The following is a 22,846-nucleotide window of genomic DNA, read 5'->3' on the forward strand; positions in this document are numbered from 1 at the left end:
CAGTAGGGAGTAGGGAAAAAAGGATCTAGAAGTGCAGACTGTTTTGCGCTCCTACTTCCTACTTCCCTACTCCCTTAACTGCCCTACTCCCCTATTCCCTTGTTCGTCACCGCGTGACGAACACTGTCACCAGCGGCTTCTTGCCCCAGGCTTCGTTGGCCGCGCCGCGCACCGCGCGCCGCACCGCCTCCTGGACCAGGTCGAGGTCTTTTCGGCGCTGGCGGGGGATGGAGTCCACGGCGCCGATTGCCGCATCGATCATCAGGTCTTCCAGGCTCTCACCGCTGCCGTCGGCCTCGGCGACGCCGATGGCGACCAGATCGGGATCGCCGGCAAGCTCGTATTTGTCGTCGAGCACGACATTGACGGCGACATGGCCGGCAAAGGACAGCTTGCGGCGGTCGCGAATGCCCATCGCCTGGTCGGTGCCGATCAGCCTTCCATCCTTGTAGATGCGGCCGAACGGCACCTGGTCGATGATGGCGGCGGCACCCGGATACAGCCTGAGCATGTCGCCGTCGCGCACCTGCGCGACCTGGCCGATGCCGGACGTCGACATCAGCGAGCCCTGCGCCACCAGATGCGCCGCTTCGCCATGCACGGGAACGCCGATCTGCGGCCGCACCCATTCATACATCTTGCGCAATTCGCTGCGGCGTGGATGGCCGGAGACATGCACCAGCGCATCGCCGTCCTCGATGATCTTGATGCCGAGATCGATCAGGCGGTTCTTGATTTCGAGGATCGCCTTCTCGTTGCCGGGAATGGTGCGCGAGGAAAACACCACCGTGTCGCCAGCCGTCAGCGCCACCGACTTCATCTCGTCGCGCGACAGCTTGGCAAGTGCGGCAAGCGGCTCGCCCTGGCTGCCGGTGCAGATGATGACGAGGTTTTCGCGCGGGATGAAGCCGTAATCCTCCTCGGCGATGAATTCCGGCAACCCGTCCATATAGCCGAGTTCATCAGCCACATCGATGACTCGCTTCATCGAGCGGCCAATCACCAGGCACTGGCGGCCGGCATCCCGCGCCGCCTTGGCGATGGAGACGATACGCCCGACATTGGAGGAGAAGCTGGTGACGGCGACCCGGCCCTTGGCGTTCTGGATGACGCTCTTGAGGCCCTCGCCCACCGCCACTTCGGACGGCGATTCCCCTTCCCGCATCGCATTGGTGGAATCGCAGACCAGCGCCAGCACGCCCTTGTCGCCATAGGCTCGGAAGCGCGCCTCGTCGGTCATCGGCCCGACCGTCGGCGCCGGATCGATCTTCCAGTCGCCGGTGTGGATGACGACGCCGGCCGGCGTCGTGATCGCCAGCGACATCGGTTCGGGAATGGAGTGCGCAACAGGGATGGCCTCGATCTCGAACGGGCCGACGGTGAATTTCTCGCCGGCCCGGTAGATCGTCACCGGGATCTTCGGCGCCCCTTGCTCGCCCTGCCGCTTGGCTTCCAGCAGGCCGGCGCTGAACGGCGTCATCCACACCGGCGCCTTGAGCTTCGGCCAGATATCGTGCAACGCCCCGTAATGGTCCTCATGCGCATGGGTGATGACGATGCCGCGCAGATTGGCGACATTCTCCTCGATGAAGCGTGTGTCGGGCAGAACCAGGTCGACGCCGGGCAGGGTTGCGTCGGGAAAGGTGACGCCGACGTCGACCACGATCCATTCGCGCGCATTGGCCGGTCCATAGCCGTAGAGGGCAAAGTTCATGCCGATCTCGCCGACACCGCCGAGCGGCACGAAGACAAGTTCGGCGTTTTCCGCTGTCGCCATGGTCTTTCCTTCCTTGCCGGTCAAAATTGCGGGCCGGTCAAAATTGTCGGCCGGTCAAATTCAAGCTGGTCAAATACCTGGCCAGTCAAACGTATTGGCCGGTCAAACGCCGGCCGAGGCAACCGCGCCGAAATGCACGTCGCCGGCGGCGATCGTCAGAACCGAACCTTCATCGTCGCGGATCACGAAACGGCAGTCCTCGTCAATGGTCTCGAAGGTGCCGCGCACCACATTACCGTCAATTCTGACAGCAACCTGCCCGCCAAGCCCCGCCGCACGCGCCAGCCACCGCCGCCTGACGGCGGCAAGCCCACGCCCTTCGTTCCACAGCCGCGCATTCTCGCTCCAGGCATCCGACAGCGCCAGAAACAGCGTCTCGGCATCGCAAGCAGACCCCAGCGCGCTGAGCGACGTCGCTGGATAAGGCAAATCCTTGGGATAAGCCACCACGTTGACGCCGATACCGACAGCCACCGCCGAACGGTCGCCATCCAGCATCGCCGATTCCAGCAGGATGCCGGCGAGCTTGGCGCCCGAGGCAAGCACATCGTTCGGCCATTTCAGTTCGAAACGGTTCTTGCCTTGGCTCGCACCATCGAGGCCGATCCCGATCCTGCCCTTCGGCACGACAGCGTCGAGCGCGTCGGCCAGCGCCAGTCCGGCAACGAAGCCGAGCGTCGCGGCAAGCCGAAGCTCGGTGTTGGTGATCACCAGCAGCGTCGCTGCCAGATTGCCCTCGGGCGTCGCCCAGGCGCGGCCACGGCGGCCACGCCCGGCTTCCTGCTTTTTTGAGACGACCCAGAGTTTGCCCGGATCGCCGGCCCGCGCGTGCTCCAGCGCCAGCGCATTGGTGGAGCCGACCGTGTCGTGCGCCTCGAGCCGGAACCCGTCCGAAGCCGCGGTTGGAGCCAGCCTGAACGTCATTCCGTCAGAAGAAGGTCTTGGCCGCGGCAGCGGCGTAGGTTCCGATCGGGCCGCCGATCAGCACGTAGAACAGCACGAAGGCGCCGCAGACGCCGAGCACGACGCGCAGTTCGGTCGCCATCGGCACGAAGCCGCCGACCGGTTCGTCGAACCACATGATCTTGATGATGCGCAGATAATAATAGGCGCCCACCACAGAGGCCAGCACGCCGATGATCGCCAGCGCGTAGAGGTTGGCATTGATGGCGGCGAGGAACACGTACCATTTCCCCCAGAAGCCGGCGAGTGGCGGGATACCGGCCAGCGAGAACATCAGGATGGTGAGGATCGTCGCCATGATCGGATTGGTTGCCGACAGGCCGGCGAGATCGCTGATCTGCTCGACATTGCCCTCCTTGCGCCGCATGGCGAGGATGAAGGCGAAGGTGCCGAGCGTCATCACCAGATAGATCAGCATGTAGATGGCGACGCCGCGCACGCCGTCCTGGCTGTTCGCGGCAAGGCCGACCAGCGCATAACCCATATGACCGATGGAGGAATAGGCCATCAGCCGTTTGATGTTGGTCTGGCCGATGGCCGCAAAGGCACCAAGCGCCATCGAGGCGATCGAGATGAAGACGATGATCTGCTGCCAGTCGGCGGCGATCGGCTTGAAGGCGCCCATGGTGACGCGCACCATCAGCGCCATCGCCGCCATCTTCGGTGCCGCCGCCAGAAAAGCCGTCACCGGCGTCGGCGCGCCCTCATAGACGTCGGGCGTCCACATATGGAACGGCACCGCCGAGATCTTGAAGGCAAGGCCGGCCAGCACAAAAACCAGGCCGAAGACGAGGCCGAGCTGGCGCTCGCCGCCGCTCAGCGCCGCGGCGATCTCCTGGAAGCCGGTGTTGCCGGTGTAGCCGTAGACCAGCGAGATGCCGTAAAGCAGCATGCCCGACGACAGCGCGCCAAGGACGAAGTACTTCAGCCCGGCCTCGGTCGAGCGCAGATTGTCCCGGTTGATCGCCGCCAGCACGTAGATCGCCAGCGATTGCAGCTCGAGGCCGAGATAGAGCCCGATCATGCCGTTGGCCGAGATCATCAGCATCATGCCGAGCGTGCAGAGCAGGATCAGCACCGGATATTCGAACTTGTCGAAACGCTCCGCCTGGGCAAAGCGGACCGACATGACCAGCGTCACCGCCGAGCCGACCAGCGCCAGCACCTTCATGAAGCGGGCGAACGGATCCTGGATGAAGGCTTCGCCATAGGCGTTGCCCTGTCCCGGCGAAAAGACCAGCCAGGCGCCGGCGATCACCAGCACGGCGACGGCAAGGCCGCTCACCGTGACGGTGGTGTTGGCGCGCGAATAGGCGCCGAGCATCAACAGCGCCAAGGCGCCGATGGCGAGGATCAGCTCTGGCGTCGAGAGCGACAGGCTTGAGAGAAGGTCCGGCGTCATGGTTCGCAAACCCCCAGTCAGTTCGCCGCCGCGGTCTGCGCGGCGCCGATGGATGCGGTGACATTGGTAACGAGCGCCTTGACCGATTCGGCGGTCGCGTCGAAGATCGGCGCCGGATAGACGCCGAAGAAGATGACCAGTGCGACCAGCGGATAGATGATCACCTTCTCGCGCGTCGACAGGTCGAGCAGGCCTTTCAGGCTTTCCTTGGTCAGCGCGCCGAAGATCACCTTGCGGTAGAGCCAGAGCGCATAGGCCGCCGAAAGGACGACGCCGGTGGCGGCGAAGAACGCCACCCAGGTGTTGACCCGGAACACGCCGAGCATGGTCAGGAACTCGCCGACGAAGCCGCTGGTGCCGGGCAGGCCGACATTGGCCATGGTGAAGATCATGAACACGGTCGCATATTTCGGCATGTTGTTGACCAACCCGCCATAGGCGTCGATGTCACGCGTGTGCATGCGGTCGTAGACGACGCCGACGCAGAGGAACAGCGCGCCGGAGACCAGGCCGTGCGACAGCATCTGGAAGATCGAACCCTGGACGCCTTCCTGGTTCATCGCGAAGATTCCCATGGTGACGAAGCCCATGTGAGCGACCGACGAATAGGCGATCAGCTTCTTCATGTCCTCCTGCATCAGCGCCACCAGCGAGGTGTAGATGATGGCGACGACGGAAAGCGTGAAGATCAGCGGCGCGAACATTTCGGATGCGATCGGAAACATCGGCAGCGAAAAACGCAGGAAGCCGTACCCGCCCATCTTGAGCAGGATGGCGGCCAGGATCACCGAGCCGGCCGTCGGCGCCTCGACATGCGCGTCCGGCAGCCAGGTATGCACCGGCCACATCGGCATCTTCACCGCGAAGGACGCGAAGAAGGCAAGCCATAGCCAGGTCTGCATATTGGCCGGGAAGTTATGCGTCAGAAGCGTCGGGATATCGGTGGTGCCGGACTGGAAGAACATCGCCATGATGGCGAGCAGCATCAGCACCGAGCCGGCCAGCGTATAGAGGAAGAACTTGAACGAGGCATAGACGCGCCGCTTGCCGCCCCACACGCCGATGATGATGAACATCGGGATCAGGCCGGCTTCGAAGAAGACATAGAACAAGACGATGTCGAGCGCGCAGAACACGCCGATCATCAGCGTCTCGAGCAGCAGGAAGGCAATCATATAGGCCTTGACGCGCTTCTCGATCGATTCCCACGAGGCGAGGATGCAGAGCGGCATCAGGAAGGTGGTCAGGATGACGAACAGCATGGAGATGCCGTCTACGCCCATATGGTAGGAGATGCCGGAATCCAGCCAGGCAAACTTCTCGACGAACTGGAAGCCGGGCTGCGAATTGTCGAAGCCGGTCCAGATGAACAGCGAAATCACAAACGTGAACGCGGTCGTGAACAGTGCTATGGCGCGGATGTTGCGGCGCGCGTTCTCGCTGTCGTCACGCACGAAAAGGATGAGCAGCACACCAACCAGCGGCAGGAAGGTGACCAGCGATAGGATCGGCCAGGCGGTCATCAGAGCATCATCCAGGTGACGAGTGCGGCAACGCCGATCAGCATGGCGAAGGCATAGTGGTAGAGATAGCCGGTCTGCAGCTTGACGACCCGGTTAGTGACGTCGACGACGCGCGCCGAAATGCCGTCCGGCCCGAGCCCATCGATGACGGTGCCGTCGCCGGTCTTCCACAGGAAGCTGCCGAGGCGCTTTGCCGGCCGCACGAACAGGAAGTCGTAGAGCTCGTCGAAATACCATTTGTTGAGCAGGAAGGCGTAGAGCAGGCGATGGTTGGCGGCGACGCTCCGAGGCATTTCCGGCGCGCGAATATAGAACTGCCAGGCAATCGCAAAGCCGATCAGCATGGCGATGAACGGTGACAGCTCGACCCACAACGGCACTTCGTGGATTTCGTGCAGGATGTGGTTGTCCGGCAGCGTGAACAGCGACGCCTTCCAGAATTCGGCGTAGCCCTCGCCGATGAAGGCGCCGTGGAAGATCACGCCGGCGAACAGCGCGCCCGCCGCCAGGATGAACAGCGGCACCAGCATGACCGGTGGCGATTCATGGACATGGTGCATGACCTCGTGGCTGGCCCGCGGCTCGCCATGGAAGGTCATGAAGATCAGCCGCCAGGAGTAGAAGGAGGTGAAGCAGGCAGCAATGACCAGCAATATGAAGGCAAACGCGGCTACCGCATTGTGGCCGGCGAAGGCCGCTTCGATGATGGCGTCCTTGGAAAAGAAGCCGGCCGTGCCGATGATCGTTACCGGAATGCCGACACCGGTCAGCGCCAGCGTGCCGATCACCATCATCCAGTAAGTCGTCGGGATCAGCGTCCTCAGGCCGCCCATTTTGCGCATGTCCTGCTCGTCGGAGACGGCGTGGATGACCGAGCCCGAGCCGAGGAACAGCAGCGCCTTGAAGAAGGCGTGGGTGAATAGATGGAAAATCGCTGCGCCATAGGCGCCGACGCCGAGCGCCACGAACATGTAGCCGAGCTGCGAACAGGTCGAATAGGCGATGACGCGCTTGATGTCGTTCTGGACGAGACCGACGGTCGCCGCGAAGAAGGCGGTGAAGGCGCCGATGAAGGTAACCACCGTCAGTGCCGAATGCGACAGCTCGAACAGCGGCGACAACCGCGCCAGCATGAACACGCCTGCCGTCACCATGGTCGCGGCATGGATCAGGGCCGAGACCGGCGTCGGGCCCTCCATGGCATCCGGCAGCCAGGTGTGCAGCGGCACCTGCGCCGACTTGCCCATGGCGCCCATGAACAGGAGCAGGCAGACGACCGTCATCGCAGCCTGCCTGTCGAGTGCGTAGCCGAGGAAGGTCAGCACGGCCGCACCTTGCGGCGCGCCTTCCGCCGGAATGAACGTCGCCGCATTGGCGAAGATGGTGCCGAGATTGACCGAGCCGAACAGCACGAACACGCCGAATATGCCGAGCGCAAAGCCGAAATCGCCGACGCGGTTGACGACGAAGGCCTTGATTGCAGCCGCATTGGCCGAAGGCTTCTTGTACCAGAAGCCGATCAGCAGATAGGAGGCAAGGCCGACGCCTTCCCAGCCGAAGAACATCTGCACGAGGTTGTCGGCCGTCACCAGCATCAGCATGGCGAAGGTAAACAGCGACAGATAGGCGAAGAAGCGCGGCCGGTCCGGATCGTGATGCATGTAGCCGATCGAGTAGATGTGGACCAGCGACGACACCGTATTGACGACGACCAGCATGACCACCGTCAGCGTGTCGATCCTGAGCGCCCAGGACGCCTCCAGCCCGCCCGACTGGATCCAGCGCAGCACCGGCACGGTGAACACCTCGCCGCCGCCGAAGCCAACCGAGAAGAAGGCGACCCACGACAGCACGGCCGCGATCACCAGGAAGCCGGAGGTGATGTATTCTGAAGCCTTGGCGCCGAGCGAGGTGCCGAACAGGCCGACGATCAAGAAGCCGAGCAGCGGAAGGAAGACGATGGCCTGATACATGGTGGTTCCGTCAACCCTTCATCATGTTCACGTCTTCGACCGCGATCGAGCCGCGGTTGCGGAAGAAGACGACTAGAATGGCAAGGCCGATCGCCGCTTCGGCCGCCGCGACCGTCAGCACGAACAGTGCGAACACCTGGCCGACCAGATCGCCGAGCGCCGCCGAGAAGGCGACGAAATTGATGTTGACGGCAAGCAGGATCAGCTCGATCGACATCAGGATGACGATGACGTTCCTGCGGTTCAGGAAGATGCCGAACACGCCGAGCGTGAACAGGATCGCCGATACGGTCAGGTAGTGCGCGATGCCGACGACCATCTCAGACTCCTTCGCCCGTCTTGACCTTGCGGATTTCCACTCCGGTTGCCGCCGTGCGGCCGACCTGGGCGGCGATCGACTGCCGCTTGACGCCCGGCTTGTGGCGCAGCGTCAGCACGATGGCGCCGATCATGGCGACCAGCAGCACCAGCCCCGCCACCTGGAAGTAATAGAGGTAATCCGTATAGAGGATGTCGCCGAGCGCTGCCGTGTTCGAGCGCGCGGCCAGGTCCGGAATGGGCTTGGCGACCGTCGCCGCCAGTTTCGGCGCGAATGTATAGCCGCCGAGCACCACGATCAGCTCCGCCGCCAGGATCAGCCCGACCAGCGCGCCGATCGGTGCATATTGCAGGGCGCCTTCCTTCATTTCGGCGAAGTCGACGTCGAGCATCATGACGACGAACAGGAACAGCACCAGCACCGCGCCGACATAGACGACGAGCAGGATCATCGCCAGGAACTCGGCGCCGGTCAGCATGAACAGGCCGGCGGCGTTGAAGAAGGTCAGGATCAGGAACAGCACCGAATGCACGGGATTGCGCGCCGATATGACCATGAACGCCGATGCCACCGCGACAAAGGCGAAGAGGTAGAAAAAGGCCGCCTCTAGTCCACTCAGCATGGGTTCCCCCGGGTTTCCTGTCAGAACAGGACGTTCGTCCTGTTTTTTGCCACCGCCTCCGGTCGGCAAGTTGCGTGTTCCTTAAACGAGGCCCCTCGCCCCGTCCATGCGTCAAATATCAGCGGTAAGGCGCATCCAGCGAGATGTTGCGCGCCAGTTCACGCTCCCAGCGGTCGCCATTGGCCAGGAGCCTGTCCTTGTCGTAATAAAGCTCCTCGCGCGTTTCGGTCGCGAATTCGAAATTCGGGCCCTCGACAATGGCGTCGACCGGGCAGGCTTCCTGGCAGAAGCCGCAATAAATGCATTTCACCATATCGATGTCGTAGCGCACGGTGCGCCGTGTGCCGTCGTTGCGGCGTGGGCCGGCTTCGATGGTGATGGCCTGTGCCGGGCAGATCGCCTCGCACAATTTGCAGGCGATGCAGCGTTCCTCGCCGTTCGGATAACGGCGCAGCGCATGTTCGCCACGGAAGCGCGGGCTGACCGGCCCCTTTTCATGCGGATAGTTGATCGTCTCCTTCGGCGCGAAGAACTGGCGCATCGACAGGAAGAAAGCGCTGACGAAATCCTGCAAAAGCAGCGATTTCGCGGCTTGAGACAGAGCACTCATTCGGCACCTCCAAAGATCTGCATTGCAGCAATTGCGCCGATAAATCCGAAAATGACAGGCATCTGGAAACGGTACATAAGTCTCGTAAACGACGCCAATTTCTGCTTGTCCCAGCCAAACACCGGAACTCGGTAGTTTGCTGCCAACCTTCGTTCCTGTTGCCGCAAGACGTAGGGCAGCACAACAATGTTGCCAAAGATCGCAACGAGCACGCCGACAACTGCACCCAGAAAACCAGCGGTCAGATTGCCCATCACGCAAACCCCGTGATCTTCAGGAAGGCGGCGGTGGCGACCACCATGAACAGCGAGATCGGCAGGAAGACCTTCCAGCCGAGCCGCATCAGCTGGTCGTAGCGGTAGCGCGGCACGAACGCCTTCACCATGGAGAACATGAAGAACACCAGGCAGACCTTGAGCACGAACCAGATCAGCCCCGGCACCCAGGTGAACGGCGCGAAGTTGAAGGGCGGCAGCCAGCCGCCAAGGAACAGGATGGTGGCCAGCGCGCACATCAGGACGACGGCGACATATTCGCCGAGGAAAAACAACAGGAACGGCGTCGAGGAATATTCAACCATATGGCCGGCGACAAGTTCCGATTCGGCTTCCACAAGGTCGAAGGGCGGCCGGTTGGTCTCGGCCAACGCCGAGATGAAGAAGACGATGAACATCGGGAACAGCGACAGCCAATGCCAGTCGAGGAAGGTGTTGGGCAGGCCGAGCCGCGTGCCCAGCCCGTCCTGCTGCGACAAGACGATGTCGGACAGGTTGAGCGAGCCGACGCAAAGCAGCACGGTGACGATGACGAAACCGATGGAGACTTCGTAGGACACCATCTGCGCCGCCGAGCGCAGCGCGCCGAGGAACGGGTATTTCGAATTGGATGCCCAGCCGCCCATGATGACGCCATAGACCTCGAGCGAGGAGATGGCGAAGACATAGAGGATGCCGACATTGACGTTGGCGATCGCCCAGCCTTCATTGACCGGGATAACCGCCCAGGCAGAGATCGCCAGCACCGCCGACACCAAGGGCGCCAGCAGGAAAACGCCCTTGTTGGCGCCGGACGGGATGACCGGCTCCTTGAAGACGAATTTCAGCAGATCGGCGAAGGCCTGCAGCGTGCCCCATGGGCCAACGACGTTCGGGCCTCGGCGCAATTGCACCGCCGCCCAGATCTTGCGGTCGGCGTAGAGCACATAGGCGACGAAGATCAACAGAACGACGATCAGCACGACCGACTTCAAAAGAATCAGCAGCGCCGGCAGCACGTAGAAGGAGAAGAAGGTGTCCATATCTACTCCGCCGCCTGCCTGAAGCCGTTCTTCGCCAAAGCCGAGCACTCCGCCATCACTGCGGAAGCCCGCGCGATCGGGTTGGTCAGGTAGAAATCCTTGACCGGCGAGGTGAAGGTGCCCTTGTTCAGCCGCCCGCCGAGCTTGGCAACCCTGGCGATGTCGGCCGGGTCGCCGGCCACGACATGGTCGATGCGGGCAAGATGCGGGTATTCCGCATAGAGCTTTGCGCGTAGCTGCGGCAGCGAATCGAACGGTAGCTTGTTGCCGAGCACATCCGACAGTGCCCGAAGGATCGCCCAGTCCTCGCGTGCCTCGCCGGGCGCGAAGCCGGCACGGTTGGTCTGCTGCACGCGCCCCTCGGTGTTGACGAAGGTGCCCGACTTCTCGGTATAGGCGGCACCCGGCAGGATAACGCTGGCGCGATGCGCGCCCTTGTCGCCATGCGTGCCGATATAGACGACGAAAGCGCCGCCGGTCTTGGCCATGTCGATTTCGTCGGCACCGAGCAGGAACAACACATCGGTCTCGCCCAGCATGCCGGCGACGTTCCTGCCGCCCTCGCCCGGCACAAACCCGACATCGAGGCCGCCGACGCGTGCCGCGGCGGTGTGCAGCACGGCAAAGCCGTTCCAGTCGGCCCTGGCGGCGTTGACGGCGACGGCGAGCTTCGCCGTCTGGCCGAGCACGGCCGCCCCGTCCGGACGCGCCAGCGCACCCTGTCCGACGATGATCAGCGGATGCGTCGCCTTCTTCAGCAGCTGGAAAAACTTGCCGTTACCGTCGGCCAGATCCTTCAGCGATTCCGGCCCGGCGCCGAGCTGCTCGTAATCATAGCGCGTATCGCCGACATCGCCGATGACGCCGACCGGCAGATTGCCGGCCCGCCAGCGCTTGCGGATGCGGGCGTTGAGCAAGGATGCCTCGAAGCGCGGATTGGCGCCGATGATCAGCACCGCATCGGCCTGTTCGATGCCTTCGATGGTCGGGTTGAACACATAGCTCGCCCGGCCGAGCGAGGGATCGAGTGCGGCGCCGTCCTGGCGGCAGTCGGTGTTCTTCGAGCCGAGCGAAGCCATCAGAAGCTTCAGCGCGTAGATCTCCTCGACGGCTGCGAGATCGCCGGCAATGGCACCGATCTTTTCGGGTGCCGCATTCGACACCGCTTCCTTGATCGCGGCAAAAGCCTCGGCCCAGCTTGCCGGGGCCAGTCTGCCGTCCTTGCGCACATAGGGGCGGTCGAGGCGCTGCGTGCGCAAACCGTCCCAGATGAAGCGGGTCTTGTCGGAAATCCACTCCTCGTTCACCGCCTCGTTGGTACGCGGCAGGATGCGCATCACTTCGCGTCCTCGGCTGTCGACGCGGATCGCCGAGCCGACGGCGTCCATCACGTCGATGGATTCGGTCTTGGTCAGTTCCCACGGCCGTGCCTGGAAGGCGTAGGGTTTGGAGGTCAGCGCACCGACCGGGCAAAGGTCGATGACATTGCCCTGCAGTTCCGAAGTCATCGCGCTTTCGAGATAGGTGGTGATCTCGGCATCCTCGCCGCGGCCGATCAGGCCGAGCTCGGATATGCCCGCAATCTCGGTGGTGAAGCGGACGCAGCGCGTGCAATGGATGCAGCGGTTCATGATCGTCTTGACGAGCGGCCCGATATACTTGTCTTCGACCGCCCGCTTGTTTTCATGGTAGCGCGAGGAATCGACTCCGAACGCCATCGCCTGGTCCTGCAGGTCGCACTCGCCGCCCTGGTCGCAGATCGGGCAGTCCAGCGGATGGTTGATCAGCAGGAATTCCATCACGCCTTCGCGCGCCTTCTTGACCATCGGCGTGTTGGTGAAGATTTCCGGCGGCTCGCCGTTCGGGCCTGGGCGCAGGTCGCGCACGCCCATGGCGCAGGACGCCTGCGGCTTGGGCGGGCCGCCTTTCACCTCAATCAGGCACATGCGGCAATTGCCGGCGATCGACAGCCGCTCGTGGAAGCAGAAGCGCGGCACTTCCGCGCCGGCGTCCTCGGCCGCCTGCAGCAGCGTGTAATGGTCGGGTACAGTGATCTCTTTCCCGTCGACCTTGAGCTTTGCCATTTCGCCTCAAACCCCTGCGGACGTTCCGCAATCTTTCCTTCGGGGCGCAGCCGAGACCGCGCACGATATTGAATTCACTTTTTGGCCCCGGCCAACGCGGCCGCCTGACCGATCCAGCCGTCACGGCCGATGCGGCCCTTCAACGACAGGTAATCTTCGACCCAGGCGATCTCTTGCGGCGTCCACGCGGCGATCTGGGCGTATGTCCAGATGCCAAGGCCGTTCAGCACCTTTTCCAGTTTCGGCCCGATGCCCGATATCGCCTTGAGGTCGGCGGGCTCGGCGGGCCGATCCATCGGCTTGGGCTGCTTGAAATCCTCCGGCATCAGTCCGGCCGACGCATCCGCTGCAACGGTGCTGGCATTCGCCAAGCTCCGCGCAGCGGTGCTCGTCGCAATGTCGGTCACATCGTTGGCGAAGGACTGCGCCTCGGCAATCAGGGTTTTGGTCGCCGCGCGCGCCTTGGTGGAGGAGCTTTTGCCGGTCGCGGAAAAGCGTTCCGTTCGCGCCTCGAAATCCTCGGCGACCGGCTGCCAAAGCCGCTGCGAGGTCTCGGCCACGCCTGAAAGCACGCCCATCCAGATGCCAAAGGCGTGGTTGGCAAGACCGATGCCGAGTGCCGCCATCGCCGCCGCGCCCGCGACAGGATGCGCCAGGAAATTGACGGCATTGGCCATCTCCTTCGGCATCATCCTGGTCAGATCCTGGTTCATCTTCAACAACGGGTCCATATCGGGCGTAAAATCGTCGGGTGTCGAAAACAGCGACATAGGTGATCTCCTGGTCGTTTCCGTCTGCCCCGCGCTCGTTTCCTCGTTTCGGGCATTCGCCCGCAATTTTTTGAATTCTTCTATTCCGCCGCCGCCAGCACCGGTTCGGCGCGGTGTGCGTTGCGCGAAAACTCGTCGATGCGCCGCTCCACCTCGCCGCGGAAATGCCGCATCAGGCCCTGGATCGGCCACGCCGCCGCATCGCCCAGCGCGCAGATCGTATGGCCCTCGACCTGCTTCGTCACGTCGAGCAGCATGTCGATCTCACGCTTCTGCGCCTCGCCGCGCACCAGCCGTTCCATCACCCGCCACATCCAGCCGGTGCCCTCACGGCAGGGCGTGCACTGGCCGCAGCTCTCGTGCTTGTAGAAATAGGACAGCCGCGCGATCGCTTTCACGATATCGGTCGATTTGTCCATGACGATGACAGCCGCCGTGCCGAGGCCCGATTTCAGGTCGCGCAGCGCATCGAAATCCATCGGCGCGTCGATGATCTGCTCGGCCGGCACCAGCGGCACCGAGGCGCCGCCCGGAATGACCGCCAGCAGGTTGTCCCAGCCGCCGCGAATGCCGCCGCAATGCGTCTCGATCAGTTCGCGGAACGGGATCGACATCGCCTCTTCGACGGTGCACGGATTGTTGACGTGGCCGGAGATGCAGAACAGCTTGGTGCCGACATTGTTGGGCCGGCCGAAGGACGAGAACCAGGCGGCACCGCGGCGCAGGATGGTCGGCGCGACAGCGATGGACTCGACATTGTTGACCGTCGTCGGGCAGCCATAGAGGCCGACATTGGCCGGAAATGGCGGCTTCAGCCGCGGCTGGCCCTTCTTGCCCTCGAGGCTTTCGAGCAGCGCCGTTTCCTCGCCGCAGATATAGGCGCCGGCGCCATGGTGCATGTAGATGTCGAAATCGTAGCCGGAGGTATTGTTCTTGCCGATCAGCTTGGCCGCATAGGCCTCGTCTATGGCGCGTTGCAGCGCCTCGCGCTCGCGGATGAACTCGCCGCGCACATAGATGTAGGCGGCGACCGCGCCCATGGCGAAGCCGGCAAGCAGGCAGCCTTCGACCAGCGTGTGCGGGTCATGGCGCAGTATGTCGCGGTCCTTGCAGGTGCCGGGCTCGGATTCGTCGGCATTGACGACGAGATAGCTCGGCCGGCCGTCGCTTTGCTTGGGCATGAACGACCATTTGAGCCCGGTCGGGAAACCGGCGCCGCCGCGGCCGCGCAGGCCCGATGCCTTCATCTCGTTGACGATCCACTCGCGCCCCTTGGCAACGATGCCGGGCGTGTTGTCCCAGGCGCCGCGCGCCATGGCACCGGCCAGCGACTTGTCGAAGCGGCCGTAGATGTTGTTGAAGATGCGGTCTCTGTCCTGAAGCATTGCTCGTTCCTCAGACCGGCTTCTTGCCGGTCGGCCGGCTCCTGTTTCCGGGCGACGGCTTGGCCGCAGCCTTCGCCGGTTTGACCTTGGCCTCCGGCGCTTTGAAAGCAGACGCCGGCTCGGCCTTGTTCTTGGGGCCCTTGCGCTGTTTCGAGACGTCCTCGACCTGCGGTTCGGCCTTGTTGGCATTGGCGGCCGAATGCAGAGGCGCTGCGACGCTCGCCGCCCTTTCCGCCGCGGGCGCGACTTTCGTCGCCGACGGCGATTTCAGCGCCGGGTTGGTCTCGACCGCGTCGGTCTTCGGCTTGCTGGCATTCGAGGGCGCAACCGGCGCCGGCGCGGCAGGAGCAGCTGGCGGAACTGATGCTGCGGCGGCAGCCGCCGGCTCTGCATCCTTGGCCGCCTTGGTCGCCGCCCTGGTTTCCCGGTCGCGGGTCGCCTTGAGGATCGCCTTTTCGCTCTTGAGGGTCGTCAGGCCACTGGCCGGCTCAGAGGTGATGCGGCCGTTTTGCGGTCCTGGCGTCACCGAAGCACCTTTGCCGGCGTCATAGAGGTCGATGATCTCGGCAAGCCGCTCCGGCGTCAAATCCTCATAGGTGTCCTTGAATATCATCACCATCGGTGCGTTGACGCAGGCGCCGAGGCACTCGACCTCCTCCCACGACAGCGTGCCCTTGTCGTTGGTGTGGAACTGGTCGTGATGGATCTTCGAGCGGCACACATCCATCAGCGCTTCCGAGCCGCGCAGCATGCAGGGCGTGGTGCCGCAGACCTGGATATGCGCGCGGGTACCGACCGGATTGAGCTGGTACTGCGTATAGAAGGTGGCGACTTCCAGCCCACGGATATAGGGCATGTCGAGCATGTCGGAGATCGTCTCGATCGCCGCCTTGGTCACCCAGCCTTCCTGCTCCTGCGCCAGCATGAGCAAGGGGATAATCGCGGATTGCTCGCGCCCCTTCGGATATTTCTTGATCCACTGCTTCGCCGCCGCCGCATTCGCCCGGTTGAAGGCGAAGGAGGCTGGCTGGAGGCTGGCTTCTGCGAGACGGCGGACTGACATTACGATTTCGCTTCTATGTTTCTACTGGTTAGAGTTGTAGGCGCGATAGCAATCCTCGGATCGCCCCAAAACGCATACGAACTCTTCATTTCCACGCTTCAGGCGGATGTATCCGTCATAGCGGCTATACACCCAAGCTATTGGCTTGCAACGATATTCTTCGGGGATCAATGACGCTACGAGGTTGTCATGAACCGCGCAGTTGGACGATGTCGACGGCCGGCCATGGACAAGAATGCCCTCATCCATTGCTGGGGTCTGGGTGCTCAAGCCACGGACTGTAAGCAGATCGCCTTCTGCAATAAGCTTGAACCCCTCTTTGAGAAGATCGGTCGACGAGAGACCCTCACCGGACCCAGCAAGCGACACTTCAGCGGAAGCCGCAAGGCATGCCGCGGCCAGAAACGCCTTTGACGGTCGAGCCATTCCCATCATCACCGATCGACCTCACCAAACACGATGTCGAGTGAACCCAACACGGCGGTGACGTCGGCCAACATGTGGCCGCGACACAAAAAGTCCATGGCCTGGAGATGCGCGAAGCCGGGCGCGCGCAGCTTGCAGCGATAGGGCTTGTTGGTGCCGTCGGAGACGAGATAGACGCCGAACTCGCCCTTCGGCGCCTCGACCGCCGCATAGACCTCGCCGGCCGGCACGCGGTAGCCTTCGGTGTAGAGCTTGAAATGATGGATCAGCGCTTCCATCGAGCGCTTCATCGCCGCGCGCTTCGGCGGCACCACCTTGCCGTCGAGGTTAGACACCGGCCCGCTGCCTTCCTTGCCGAGCAACAGGTCGACGCACTGGCGCATGATTTTCGCCGACTGCCGCATCTCTTCCATGCGTACCAGATAACGGTCGAAACAGTCGCCGTTCTTGCCGATCGGAATGTCGAAATCCAGCTCGGCATAGCATTCGTAGGGCTGCGATTTGCGCAGGTCCCACGGCGCGCCCGAGCCGCGCACCATGACGCCGGAAAAACCCCAGGCCCATGCGTCGGCCAGAGACACCGTCGCGATGTCGACATTGCGCTGCTTGAAGATACGGTTGCCGGTCAAAAGCGCGTCGAGATCGTCGACCGATTTCAGGAATGGGTCGATCCACTTGCCGATGTCCTCGATCAGCTTCTGCGGCAGATCCTGATGGACGCCCCCGGGGCGGAAATAGGCAGCATGCATGCGCGAGCCCGAGGCGCGCTCATAGAACACCATCAGCTTTTCGCGCTCGACGAAGCCCCACAGCGGCGGCGTCAGCGCGCCGACATCCATCGCCTGCGTCGTCACGTTGAGGATATGCGACATGATGCGGCCGATTTCCGAATAGAGAACTCGGATCAACTGGCCCCGCTTCGGCACCTCGATACCGAGCAGCCGCTCCGCGGCAAGCGCAAAGGCATGCTCCTGGTTCATCGGCGCGCAATAATCGAGCCGGTCGAGATAGGGCACGGCCTGCAGATAAGTCTTGGCCTCGATCAGCTTTTCCGTGCCGCGATGCAACAGACCGATATGCGGATCGACGCGATCGACGACTTCGCCGTCGAGCTCCAGCACAAGGCGCAAAACGCCATGCGCCGCAGGGTGTTGAGGGCCAAAATTAATGTTGAAATTGCGGACGGAGGTTTCAGCCATTTTTTCTATATACTCATTGCCCCAGTACCGGAGCTTCGATCCTCAACAAATCAGATTTTGATGTCCTTACCCTGTGCCTTCAGGGCAGCTTGTGTCTGCCGGAGTGCCTCAGGGACGATGGTTTTTTGGAAGTACTCGGCCAGATACGGCAGTTTGGCCATATAGGCCGGCGTCTTTGCCAAAATACGCGACCCCATCGGCGACGCGTAAAAGTCATCCATCGCCTCCACTTCATCGGGATCGAAGGCTTCCAGCAGCATCAACGCCGTCAGATGCTCTAGAGTCTCCGAGTTATCCAGCAATGCTCGCTTGATGAAGTCATCAGCAAACTCACCCGCATCGCTGTCTGAAATCGAGGGATTGGCTCCTTTCAATTCAGCTATCGTTTGCTGCCGCAAGGCGGGCGCCATCGCTTTGAAATTTGCGTTCATGTTGAAATTTCGAACATAGCGCAAGGCAGCGCTGACCGCTTTGGGATCATATTTTTGCAGCTTAGACTCAAAATTGCCGTCAGGAATGCTATCCGCTCGACCCGTCAAGTCACCGGCCAACAGCGCGAAAAACGATACGATCACGATCGGAAGCCAATGCCGTGATATTTTTATCATTGTTTCGCCTTTTCGTCGCCTGGAAGCACGTAATCCGTACCTTCCCACGGAGACAGAAAATCGAAATTGCGGAATTCCTGCTTGAGCTCCACCGGCTCGTAGATGACGCGCTTGGCTTCGTCGTCGTAACGCACCTCGACGAAGCCGGTCAGCGGAAAGTCCTTGCGCAGCGGATGGCCTTCAAAGCCGTAGTCGGTCAGGATCCGCCGCAGATCGGGATGGCCCGAAAACAGCACGCCGTAGAGATCGTAGGTCTCGCGCTCGAACCAGTCGGCGCCGGGATATATCCCGGTGATCGACGGCACGAGCGTCTCTTCGTCGGCCTGGACCTTGAGCCGGATGCGGATATTCTGCTTCGGCGACAGCAGGTGATAGACGACGTCGAAGCGCTTTGCCCGTGACGGATAATCGGCGCCGCAAACGTCGATGATCGAAATGAACTGGCATTTCGGGTCGTCGCGCAGGAAGGTCACCACCTCGATCAGGTCGCGCGGCTCGACCGAGATAGTGAGTTCGCCATAGGCGAGCACCGCCGCGCCGATCCGGCCGATCAGCTTCTCGCCGAGATAGGTCGAGAGGTCATTCAACGCCTGGGTCATGCCGCTCACCGCTCGATCGTGCCGGTGCGGCGGATCTTCTTCTGCAGCAGAAGGATGCCGTAGAGCAGCGCTTCGGCGCTCGGCGGACAGCCGGGCACGTAGATGTCGACCGGCACGATGCGGTCGCAGCCGCGCACCACCGAATAGGAATAATGATAATAGCCGCCGCCATTGGCGCAAGAGCCCATCGAGATGACGTAGCGCGGCTCCGGCATCTGATCGTAGACCTTGCGCAGCGCCGGCGCCATCTTGTTGGTCAGCGTGCCGGCGACGATCATGATGTCGGACTGGCGCGGGGACGCGCGCGGCGCGACACCGAACCTCTCCGAGTCATAGCGCGGCATCGACGTATGGATCATCTCGACGGCGCAGCAGGCGAGGCCAAACGTCATGAACATCAGCGAGCCGCTGCGCGCCCAGGTGATCAGCGCCTCGGTCGAGGTGACGAGAAAGCCCTTGTCGGCGAGCTCGTTGTTGATCTCCAGGAAGAATGGATCGTCGGACCCGACCGGCCTGCCGGTGTTGGGGTCGATGAGGCCCTTGGGCTTCGGCGCGACGAGCGTACCGGAACTGTCGTTCAATCCCATTCCAGCGCTCCTTTTTTCCATTCATAGGCAAAGCCGATGGTCAGCACCGCCAAAAACACCATCATCGACCAGAAACCGAGCATGCCGATCTGACTGAACGACACCGCCCAAGGAAACAGGAAGGCCACCTCCAGATCGAAGATGATGAACAGGATCGACACCAGGTAGAAGCGGATATCGAACTTCATGCGGGCGTCGTCGAACGAGTTGAAGCCGCACTCGTAGGCGGAAAGCTTTTCCGGATCGGGGTTGCGGTAGGCCACCAGGAACGGTGCGGCGAGCAGCGCCAGCCCGACGATCAGCGCCACGCCGATGAACAGGACGATGGGCAGGTACGAACCTAAAAGTGCGTTCATGCTGCAGTTTCCGTTGGCGGCCAATCCACTCTGATTACAGCACCGGACCCACTTGCGGAAGCGTGACAGTTTAACCACTGAACCGTTTTAAGGGGGCTCTATGCTGCAACGCGGCGAGGGTTAGCGCAGCGCTTTCGGCGAAGCAAGTCAAACCTTGTTCAAATCGCGGTGCTGGACGGCATATCCGGGGAAACTGGTCCGATCCGCTCCTGTTTGATTTCCTTCACTTTTTACTCCACTTTTCTCTCCTGACATGGATGCCGCCAAAACCCTGTTAGCATGGCACGGAATCGCAGGTCATTTTCTCTGTCTAAAATCGTCCGGATGCTGCCTTCATGAAGGAAAAAATCTCGCTCGCCATGGCCCGCCGCATTGCGCTCGCGGCACAGGGATTCAATGACCCGCGCCCCACCGGCACGCCTGACCGCCGGCATCTGGCCCGCGTGCTTGCCCGTACCGGCCTGCTGCAGATCGATTCCGTCAGCGCCGTGGTGCGCGCCCACTATATGCCGCTCTATTCCCGGCTTGGCCCCTACAAGCTGGCGCTGCTCGACGACGCCGCCGTAACGCGCAAGCGCATGGTCTTCGAATATTGGGCGCACGAAGCCTCCTTCTTGCCGGTCGAGACCTATCCGCTGATGCGCTGGCGCATGCAGCGGGCCGAGTGCGGCGACGAAATGTACAGCGGACTGGCCAAATGGGGCCGCGAGCACGCCGCCTATATCGAAGACATCTATCGCGAGGTCGCCGAACGAGGCCCGATCGCGGCGTCGGCTTTCGAAGGGCAGAAGGGTTCGGGCGGCTGGTGGGGCTGGAGCCATGCCAAGCACGCCTTCGAATGGCTGTTCTGGGCCGGCCGCATCACCACGGCGCATCGCCGCGGCTTCGAACGGTTCTACGATCTGCCGGAGCGCGTGCTGCCGCCAACAATACTGAGTCTGCCAACGCCCTCCCCCGAAGACGCTCACCGCGAATTGCTGCGCATCTCGGCCCGCGCCCACGGCATCGCCACGGCAGGCGACCTGCGCGACTATTTCCGCCTCTCGCCCGCCGACATCAAGGGCCGCATCGAGGAGCTGGTCGAGGCCGGCGAGCTGTTGCCGGTGAGCGTCGACGGCTGGAACAAAACAGCCTATCTCCACAAGGACGCCCGTTTGCCGCGCAGGATCGAGGCGCGCGCCTTGCTCGCGCCGTTCGATCCTGTCGTCTTCGAACGATCGCGCACCGAGCGGTTGTTCGACTTCCACTACCGCATCGAGATCTACACGCCGGCCGAAAAGCGCCGGTATGGCTATTATGTGCTGCCATTCCTGCTCGGCGACAGCATCGTCGGGCGCGTTGACCTCAGGGCCGACCGTCCGGCCGGCGTATTGCGCGTCCATGCCGCCTATGCGGAGCCCGGCGCCCTGCCACAAACCGCTGCCGAACTCTTCAAGGAATTGAAGCAGATGCAGGGCTGGCTCGGCCTGGAACGCATCGAGGTGACCGCTGCCGGCGATTTGGGCCGGCCGCTCGCGGATATCGCCGCGCCATAGACGTGCGTTGACACAACTGCCTCCACAAGCCTAAATCCGTTCCAGACGGTCCCCTGCCCGCAACGGCAGGGGCCAAGAGGGAATGCGGTGCGAAATCTCGATTTCAAATCCGCGGCTGTCCCCGCAACTGTAAGCGACGAGCCAAGGCCGAAAACCACTGGGATATTCCCGGGAAGGCGGCACCCAGGCGATGACCCGCGAGCCAGGAGACCTGCCGTCTAGGACCTAAGAATCCGATCGCCTGGCGGGTTTTCCGGGCAAGGAGCCTGATTTGGAACGCGACAGCAGTTTTCCGGCTGAGACAGCGGATTTATTGTCCGGCCATGGTGATTCTCCGGCCGGCGTTACCGTCATCGTTTGCTCGTCCTGCCGTGACGAGACCGGTTCGGACGCTCATCCGCGCGCCGGCGAACTGCTCGCAGAGGACACGCGCCGCGCTGCTTCCGGCGAAAACATCAAAATCCGCACCGTCGAATGCCTCGGCAATTGCAAGCGCCGGCTCAGCGCGGCCATGCTGCGCGACGGCTGCTGGAGTTACGTCTTCGGTGATCTGACCACGACCAGCGGCGCCGATCTCGTCACCGGGGCAAAGCTGTTCGCCACCTCGACGGATGGGCTCATTCCATGGCGCGGCCGTCCCGATTGCCTGAAGCGCGGCCTGGTTGCCCGCATCCCTCCCCTTGACCTTTTGAAGGACCTGACATGACCGCTGCCTCCCTTTCGCGCGTTCCCTGCACCGTGGTCACCGGCTTTCTCGGCGCCGGCAAGACGACGTTGATCCGCCATTTGCTCGAAAACGCCAAAGGCAAGCGCCTGGCCATCATCGTCAACGAGTTCGGCGACATCGGCATCGACGGCGAGATCCTGAAGGGCTGCGGCATCGACACCTGCCCCGAGGAAAACATCGTCGAGCTGGCCAATGGTTGCATCTGCTGCACCGTCGCCGATGATTTCGTCCCGGCGCTGGACCAGATCCTGTCGCTGACGCCGAGGGTCGACCACATCCTGATCGAGACATCCGGCCTCGCTTTGCCCAAGCCGCTGGTCCAGGCCTTCCAGTGGCCGTCGGTGAAAAGCCGCGTGACGGTGGACGGCGTCATTGCCGTGGTCGACGGACCGGCGCTGGCTGATGGCCGCGTAGCCAACGACATGGACGCCCTGCAGGCGCAGCGGGCGCAGGACGAGACGCACGACCATGACGATCCGGTCGAGGAAGTGTTCGAAGACCAGCTCGCCTGCGCCGACCTGATCATCCTGTCGAAGAGCGACCTGATGGACGCAGCCGGCTCGGCCCGTGCCAATGCCGTCATCGGCAAGCACGTTGCCCGGGCGGTGAAGATCGTACCGACTTCGCAAGGCAAGGTCGACCCGTCGGTGCTGCTCGGCCTCGGCCTCGCCGTCGAGGACGACATCGAGAACCGCAAGACCCACCACGACGACGAGCTCGACCACGAACATGACGATTTTGACTCGTTCGTCATCGACATCGCGTCCGTGTCCAACCCGGACGAGCTCGCACAACGGGTCGCCACGGCGGCGGAGGAAGAAAACGTGTTGCGCGTCAAGGGTTTCGTCGAAGTCGGCGGCAAGCCGATGCGGCTCCTGCTGCAGGCCGTCGGTCCGCGCGTCAACCACTATTACGACCGCGCCTGGACCGCTGAAGACGACCGCCGCTCGCGCCTCGTCGTCATCGGCCTGAAAGGGCTGAACCGCCCGGCCATCGAGCGTATCCTCGCCGGCTGACCCCA

The 22,846-nt window shown here is 62.6% G+C and carries 22 protein-coding genes and 1 riboswitch; of the genes, 3 read left to right on the forward strand and 19 right to left on the reverse strand.

Annotated features, from left to right (window positions below; translation table 11 throughout):
* Nucleotides 1-106 precede the first annotated feature (106 nt).
* The 19 genes from NKH67_RS04430 to NKH67_RS04520 form a co-directional block, all read right to left on the reverse strand.
* Nucleotides 107-1,777, reverse strand: a complete 1,671-nt coding sequence (locus tag NKH67_RS04430) for a ribonuclease J (RefSeq protein ID WP_352450006.1) — start codon at nt 1,775-1,777, stop codon at nt 107-109.
* A 102-nt stretch (nt 1,778-1,879) separates the two neighbouring features.
* Entirely contained in the window at nt 1,880-2,701 is an 822-nt protein-coding gene (locus NKH67_RS04435; protein ID WP_352470240.1) for a biotin--[acetyl-CoA-carboxylase] ligase, read from the reverse strand.
* 4 nt (nt 2,702-2,705) lie between these two features.
* The gene (gene nuoN / locus NKH67_RS04440; protein WP_352470239.1) at nt 2,706-4,142 is read right to left on the reverse strand and encodes an NADH-quinone oxidoreductase subunit NuoN; all 1,437 of its coding nucleotides are present in this window, start codon (nt 4,140-4,142) and stop codon (nt 2,706-2,708) included.
* 17 nt (nt 4,143-4,159) lie between these two features.
* Complete coding sequence (locus NKH67_RS04445; protein WP_352470238.1) at nt 4,160-5,665, reverse strand: NADH-quinone oxidoreductase subunit M; 1,506 nt, start codon at nt 5,663-5,665, stop codon at nt 4,160-4,162.
* Complete coding sequence (gene nuoL, locus NKH67_RS04450) at nt 5,665-7,638, reverse strand: NADH-quinone oxidoreductase subunit L (RefSeq protein WP_352470237.1); 1,974 nt, start codon at nt 7,636-7,638, stop codon at nt 5,665-5,667. The genes NKH67_RS04445 and nuoL overlap by 1 nt, the downstream gene beginning before the upstream one ends.
* 10 nt (nt 7,639-7,648) lie before the next feature.
* Complete coding sequence (gene nuoK / locus NKH67_RS04455) at nt 7,649-7,957, reverse strand: NADH-quinone oxidoreductase subunit NuoK (protein ID WP_023676620.1); 309 nt, start codon at nt 7,955-7,957, stop codon at nt 7,649-7,651.
* Nucleotide 7,958: 1 nt separating this feature from the next.
* Nucleotides 7,959-8,579 carry an NADH-quinone oxidoreductase subunit J gene (locus NKH67_RS04460; protein WP_023676621.1) on the reverse strand — a complete coding sequence of 207 codons (621 nt, stop codon included), beginning with the start codon at nt 8,577-8,579 and terminating at the stop codon, nt 7,959-7,961.
* A 118-nt stretch (nt 8,580-8,697) separates the two neighbouring features.
* Nucleotides 8,698-9,189 carry an NADH-quinone oxidoreductase subunit NuoI gene (gene nuoI / locus NKH67_RS04465; protein ID WP_023676622.1) on the reverse strand — a complete coding sequence of 164 codons (492 nt, stop codon included), beginning with the start codon at nt 9,187-9,189 and terminating at the stop codon, nt 8,698-8,700.
* Nucleotides 9,186-9,443, reverse strand: a complete 258-nt coding sequence (locus NKH67_RS04470; protein ID WP_352470236.1) for a hypothetical protein — start codon at nt 9,441-9,443, stop codon at nt 9,186-9,188. The genes nuoI and NKH67_RS04470 overlap by 4 nt, the downstream gene beginning before the upstream one ends.
* Nucleotides 9,443-10,486: an NADH-quinone oxidoreductase subunit NuoH gene (nuoH, locus tag NKH67_RS04475; RefSeq protein WP_292663045.1), complete on the reverse strand. Its 1,044-nt coding sequence runs from the start codon at nt 10,484-10,486 to the stop codon at nt 9,443-9,445. Before nuoH ends, NKH67_RS04470 begins: the two co-directional genes overlap by 1 nt.
* Nucleotides 10,487-10,488: 2 nt before the next feature.
* Nucleotides 10,489-12,570, reverse strand: coding sequence for an NADH-quinone oxidoreductase subunit NuoG (gene nuoG, locus NKH67_RS04480; protein ID WP_352470235.1), 2,082 nt, complete (start codon nt 12,568-12,570; stop codon nt 10,489-10,491).
* 74 nt (nt 12,571-12,644) lie between these two features.
* Complete coding sequence (locus tag NKH67_RS04485) at nt 12,645-13,340, reverse strand: helix-hairpin-helix domain-containing protein (RefSeq protein WP_352470234.1); 696 nt, start codon at nt 13,338-13,340, stop codon at nt 12,645-12,647.
* An 80-nt stretch (nt 13,341-13,420) separates the two neighbouring features.
* Complete coding sequence (gene nuoF, locus NKH67_RS04490) at nt 13,421-14,725, reverse strand: NADH-quinone oxidoreductase subunit NuoF (protein ID WP_023676626.1); 1,305 nt, start codon at nt 14,723-14,725, stop codon at nt 13,421-13,423.
* A gap of 10 nt (nt 14,726-14,735) precedes the next feature.
* Nucleotides 14,736-15,788: an NADH-quinone oxidoreductase subunit NuoE gene (nuoE, locus tag NKH67_RS04495; RefSeq protein ID WP_352470233.1), complete on the reverse strand. Its 1,053-nt coding sequence runs from the start codon at nt 15,786-15,788 to the stop codon at nt 14,736-14,738.
* Nucleotides 15,789-16,222: 434 nt separating this feature from the next.
* Nucleotides 16,223-17,413 carry an NADH-quinone oxidoreductase subunit D gene (locus tag NKH67_RS04500; RefSeq protein WP_352470232.1) on the reverse strand — a complete coding sequence of 397 codons (1,191 nt, stop codon included), beginning with the start codon at nt 17,411-17,413 and terminating at the stop codon, nt 16,223-16,225.
* A 50-nt stretch (nt 17,414-17,463) separates the two neighbouring features.
* Complete coding sequence (locus NKH67_RS04505) at nt 17,464-18,021, reverse strand: DUF2059 domain-containing protein (protein ID WP_352470231.1); 558 nt, start codon at nt 18,019-18,021, stop codon at nt 17,464-17,466.
* Nucleotides 18,018-18,620 (reverse strand): NADH-quinone oxidoreductase subunit C, encoded by a 603-nt coding sequence (locus NKH67_RS04510; RefSeq protein ID WP_352470230.1) that lies wholly within the window; start codon nt 18,618-18,620, stop codon nt 18,018-18,020. The genes NKH67_RS04505 and NKH67_RS04510 overlap by 4 nt, the downstream gene beginning before the upstream one ends.
* Nucleotides 18,621-18,625: 5 nt before the next feature.
* A complete protein-coding gene (locus tag NKH67_RS04515) occupies nt 18,626-19,207 on the reverse strand; it encodes a NuoB/complex I 20 kDa subunit family protein (protein WP_023670824.1) in 582 nt (193 codons plus the stop codon).
* Nucleotides 19,198-19,563 carry an NADH-quinone oxidoreductase subunit A gene (locus NKH67_RS04520; RefSeq protein ID WP_023676631.1) on the reverse strand — a complete coding sequence of 122 codons (366 nt, stop codon included), beginning with the start codon at nt 19,561-19,563 and terminating at the stop codon, nt 19,198-19,200. Before NKH67_RS04520 ends, NKH67_RS04515 begins: the two co-directional genes overlap by 10 nt.
* Nucleotides 19,564-19,898: 335 nt before the next feature.
* On the opposite strand from NKH67_RS04520, the gene NKH67_RS04525 reads away from it, so the two are divergent.
* The 3 genes from NKH67_RS04525 (at nt 19,899) to cobW (ending at nt 22,841) form a co-directional block, all read left to right on the forward strand.
* Complete coding sequence (locus NKH67_RS04525; protein WP_353030336.1) at nt 19,899-21,098, forward strand: winged helix-turn-helix domain-containing protein; 1,200 nt, start codon at nt 19,899-19,901, stop codon at nt 21,096-21,098.
* 29 nt (nt 21,099-21,127) lie between these two features.
* Nucleotides 21,128-21,331: riboswitch (cobalamin riboswitch) on the forward strand.
* Nucleotides 21,332-21,369: 38 nt separating this feature from the next.
* On the forward strand, nt 21,370-21,804 hold the full coding sequence (locus NKH67_RS04530; RefSeq protein WP_352470228.1) for a DUF1636 family protein: 435 nt from the start codon (nt 21,370-21,372) through the stop codon (nt 21,802-21,804).
* The gene (cobW, locus tag NKH67_RS04535) at nt 21,801-22,841 is read left to right on the forward strand and encodes a cobalamin biosynthesis protein CobW (protein ID WP_352470227.1); all 1,041 of its coding nucleotides are present in this window, start codon (nt 21,801-21,803) and stop codon (nt 22,839-22,841) included. The genes NKH67_RS04530 and cobW overlap by 4 nt, the downstream gene beginning before the upstream one ends.
* The last annotated feature ends 5 nt before the right edge of the window (nt 22,842-22,846 follow it).

This window comes from Mesorhizobium sp. M0968 (genome assembly GCF_040319065.1).
Taxonomy (GTDB): Bacteria; Pseudomonadota; Alphaproteobacteria; order Rhizobiales; family Rhizobiaceae; genus Mesorhizobium.

Bases quoted from the DNA above. Each gene is read 5' to 3' on its own strand.
- cobW (WP_352470227.1), top strand. From the start codon at position 21,801: ATGACCGCTGCCTCCCTTTCGCGCGTTCCCTGCACCGTGGTCACCGGC.
- nuoN (WP_352470239.1), bottom strand. From the start codon at position 4,142: ATGACGCCGGACCTTCTCTCAAGCCTGTCGCTCTCGACGCCAGAGCTG.
- nuoF (WP_023676626.1), bottom strand. From the start codon at position 14,725: ATGCTTCAGGACAGAGACCGCATCTTCAACAACATCTACGGCCGCTTC.
- NKH67_RS04515 (WP_023670824.1), bottom strand. From the start codon at position 19,207: ATGGGATTGAACGACAGTTCCGGTACGCTCGTCGCGCCGAAGCCCAAG.
- nuoL (WP_352470237.1), bottom strand. From the start codon at position 7,638: ATGTATCAGGCCATCGTCTTCCTTCCGCTGCTCGGCTTCTTGATCGTC.
- NKH67_RS04470 (WP_352470236.1), bottom strand. From the start codon at position 9,443: ATGGGCAATCTGACCGCTGGTTTTCTGGGTGCAGTTGTCGGCGTGCTC.
- NKH67_RS04460 (WP_023676621.1), bottom strand. From the start codon at position 8,579: ATGCTGAGTGGACTAGAGGCGGCCTTTTTCTACCTCTTCGCCTTTGTC.
- NKH67_RS04445 (WP_352470238.1), bottom strand. From the start codon at position 5,665: ATGACCGCCTGGCCGATCCTATCGCTGGTCACCTTCCTGCCGCTGGTT.
- nuoG (WP_352470235.1), bottom strand. From the start codon at position 12,570: ATGGCAAAGCTCAAGGTCGACGGGAAAGAGATCACTGTACCCGACCAT.
- NKH67_RS04500 (WP_352470232.1), bottom strand. From the start codon at position 17,413: ATGGCTGAAACCTCCGTCCGCAATTTCAACATTAATTTTGGCCCTCAA.
- NKH67_RS04435 (WP_352470240.1), bottom strand. From the start codon at position 2,701: ATGACGTTCAGGCTGGCTCCAACCGCGGCTTCGGACGGGTTCCGGCTC.
- nuoE (WP_352470233.1), bottom strand. From the start codon at position 15,788: ATGTCAGTCCGCCGTCTCGCAGAAGCCAGCCTCCAGCCAGCCTCCTTC.
- NKH67_RS04505 (WP_352470231.1), bottom strand. From the start codon at position 18,021: ATGATAAAAATATCACGGCATTGGCTTCCGATCGTGATCGTATCGTTT.
- nuoI (WP_023676622.1), bottom strand. From the start codon at position 9,189: ATGAGTGCTCTGTCTCAAGCCGCGAAATCGCTGCTTTTGCAGGATTTC.
- NKH67_RS04430 (WP_352450006.1), bottom strand. From the start codon at position 1,777: ATGGCGACAGCGGAAAACGCCGAACTTGTCTTCGTGCCGCTCGGCGGT.
- NKH67_RS04520 (WP_023676631.1), bottom strand. From the start codon at position 19,563: ATGAACGCACTTTTAGGTTCGTACCTGCCCATCGTCCTGTTCATCGGC.
- nuoK (WP_023676620.1), bottom strand. From the start codon at position 7,957: ATGGTCGTCGGCATCGCGCACTACCTGACCGTATCGGCGATCCTGTTC.
- NKH67_RS04525 (WP_353030336.1), top strand. From the start codon at position 19,899: ATGAAGGAAAAAATCTCGCTCGCCATGGCCCGCCGCATTGCGCTCGCG.
- NKH67_RS04485 (WP_352470234.1), bottom strand. From the start codon at position 13,340: ATGTCGCTGTTTTCGACACCCGACGATTTTACGCCCGATATGGACCCG.
- NKH67_RS04510 (WP_352470230.1), bottom strand. From the start codon at position 18,620: ATGACCCAGGCGTTGAATGACCTCTCGACCTATCTCGGCGAGAAGCTG.
- nuoH (WP_292663045.1), bottom strand. From the start codon at position 10,486: ATGGACACCTTCTTCTCCTTCTACGTGCTGCCGGCGCTGCTGATTCTT.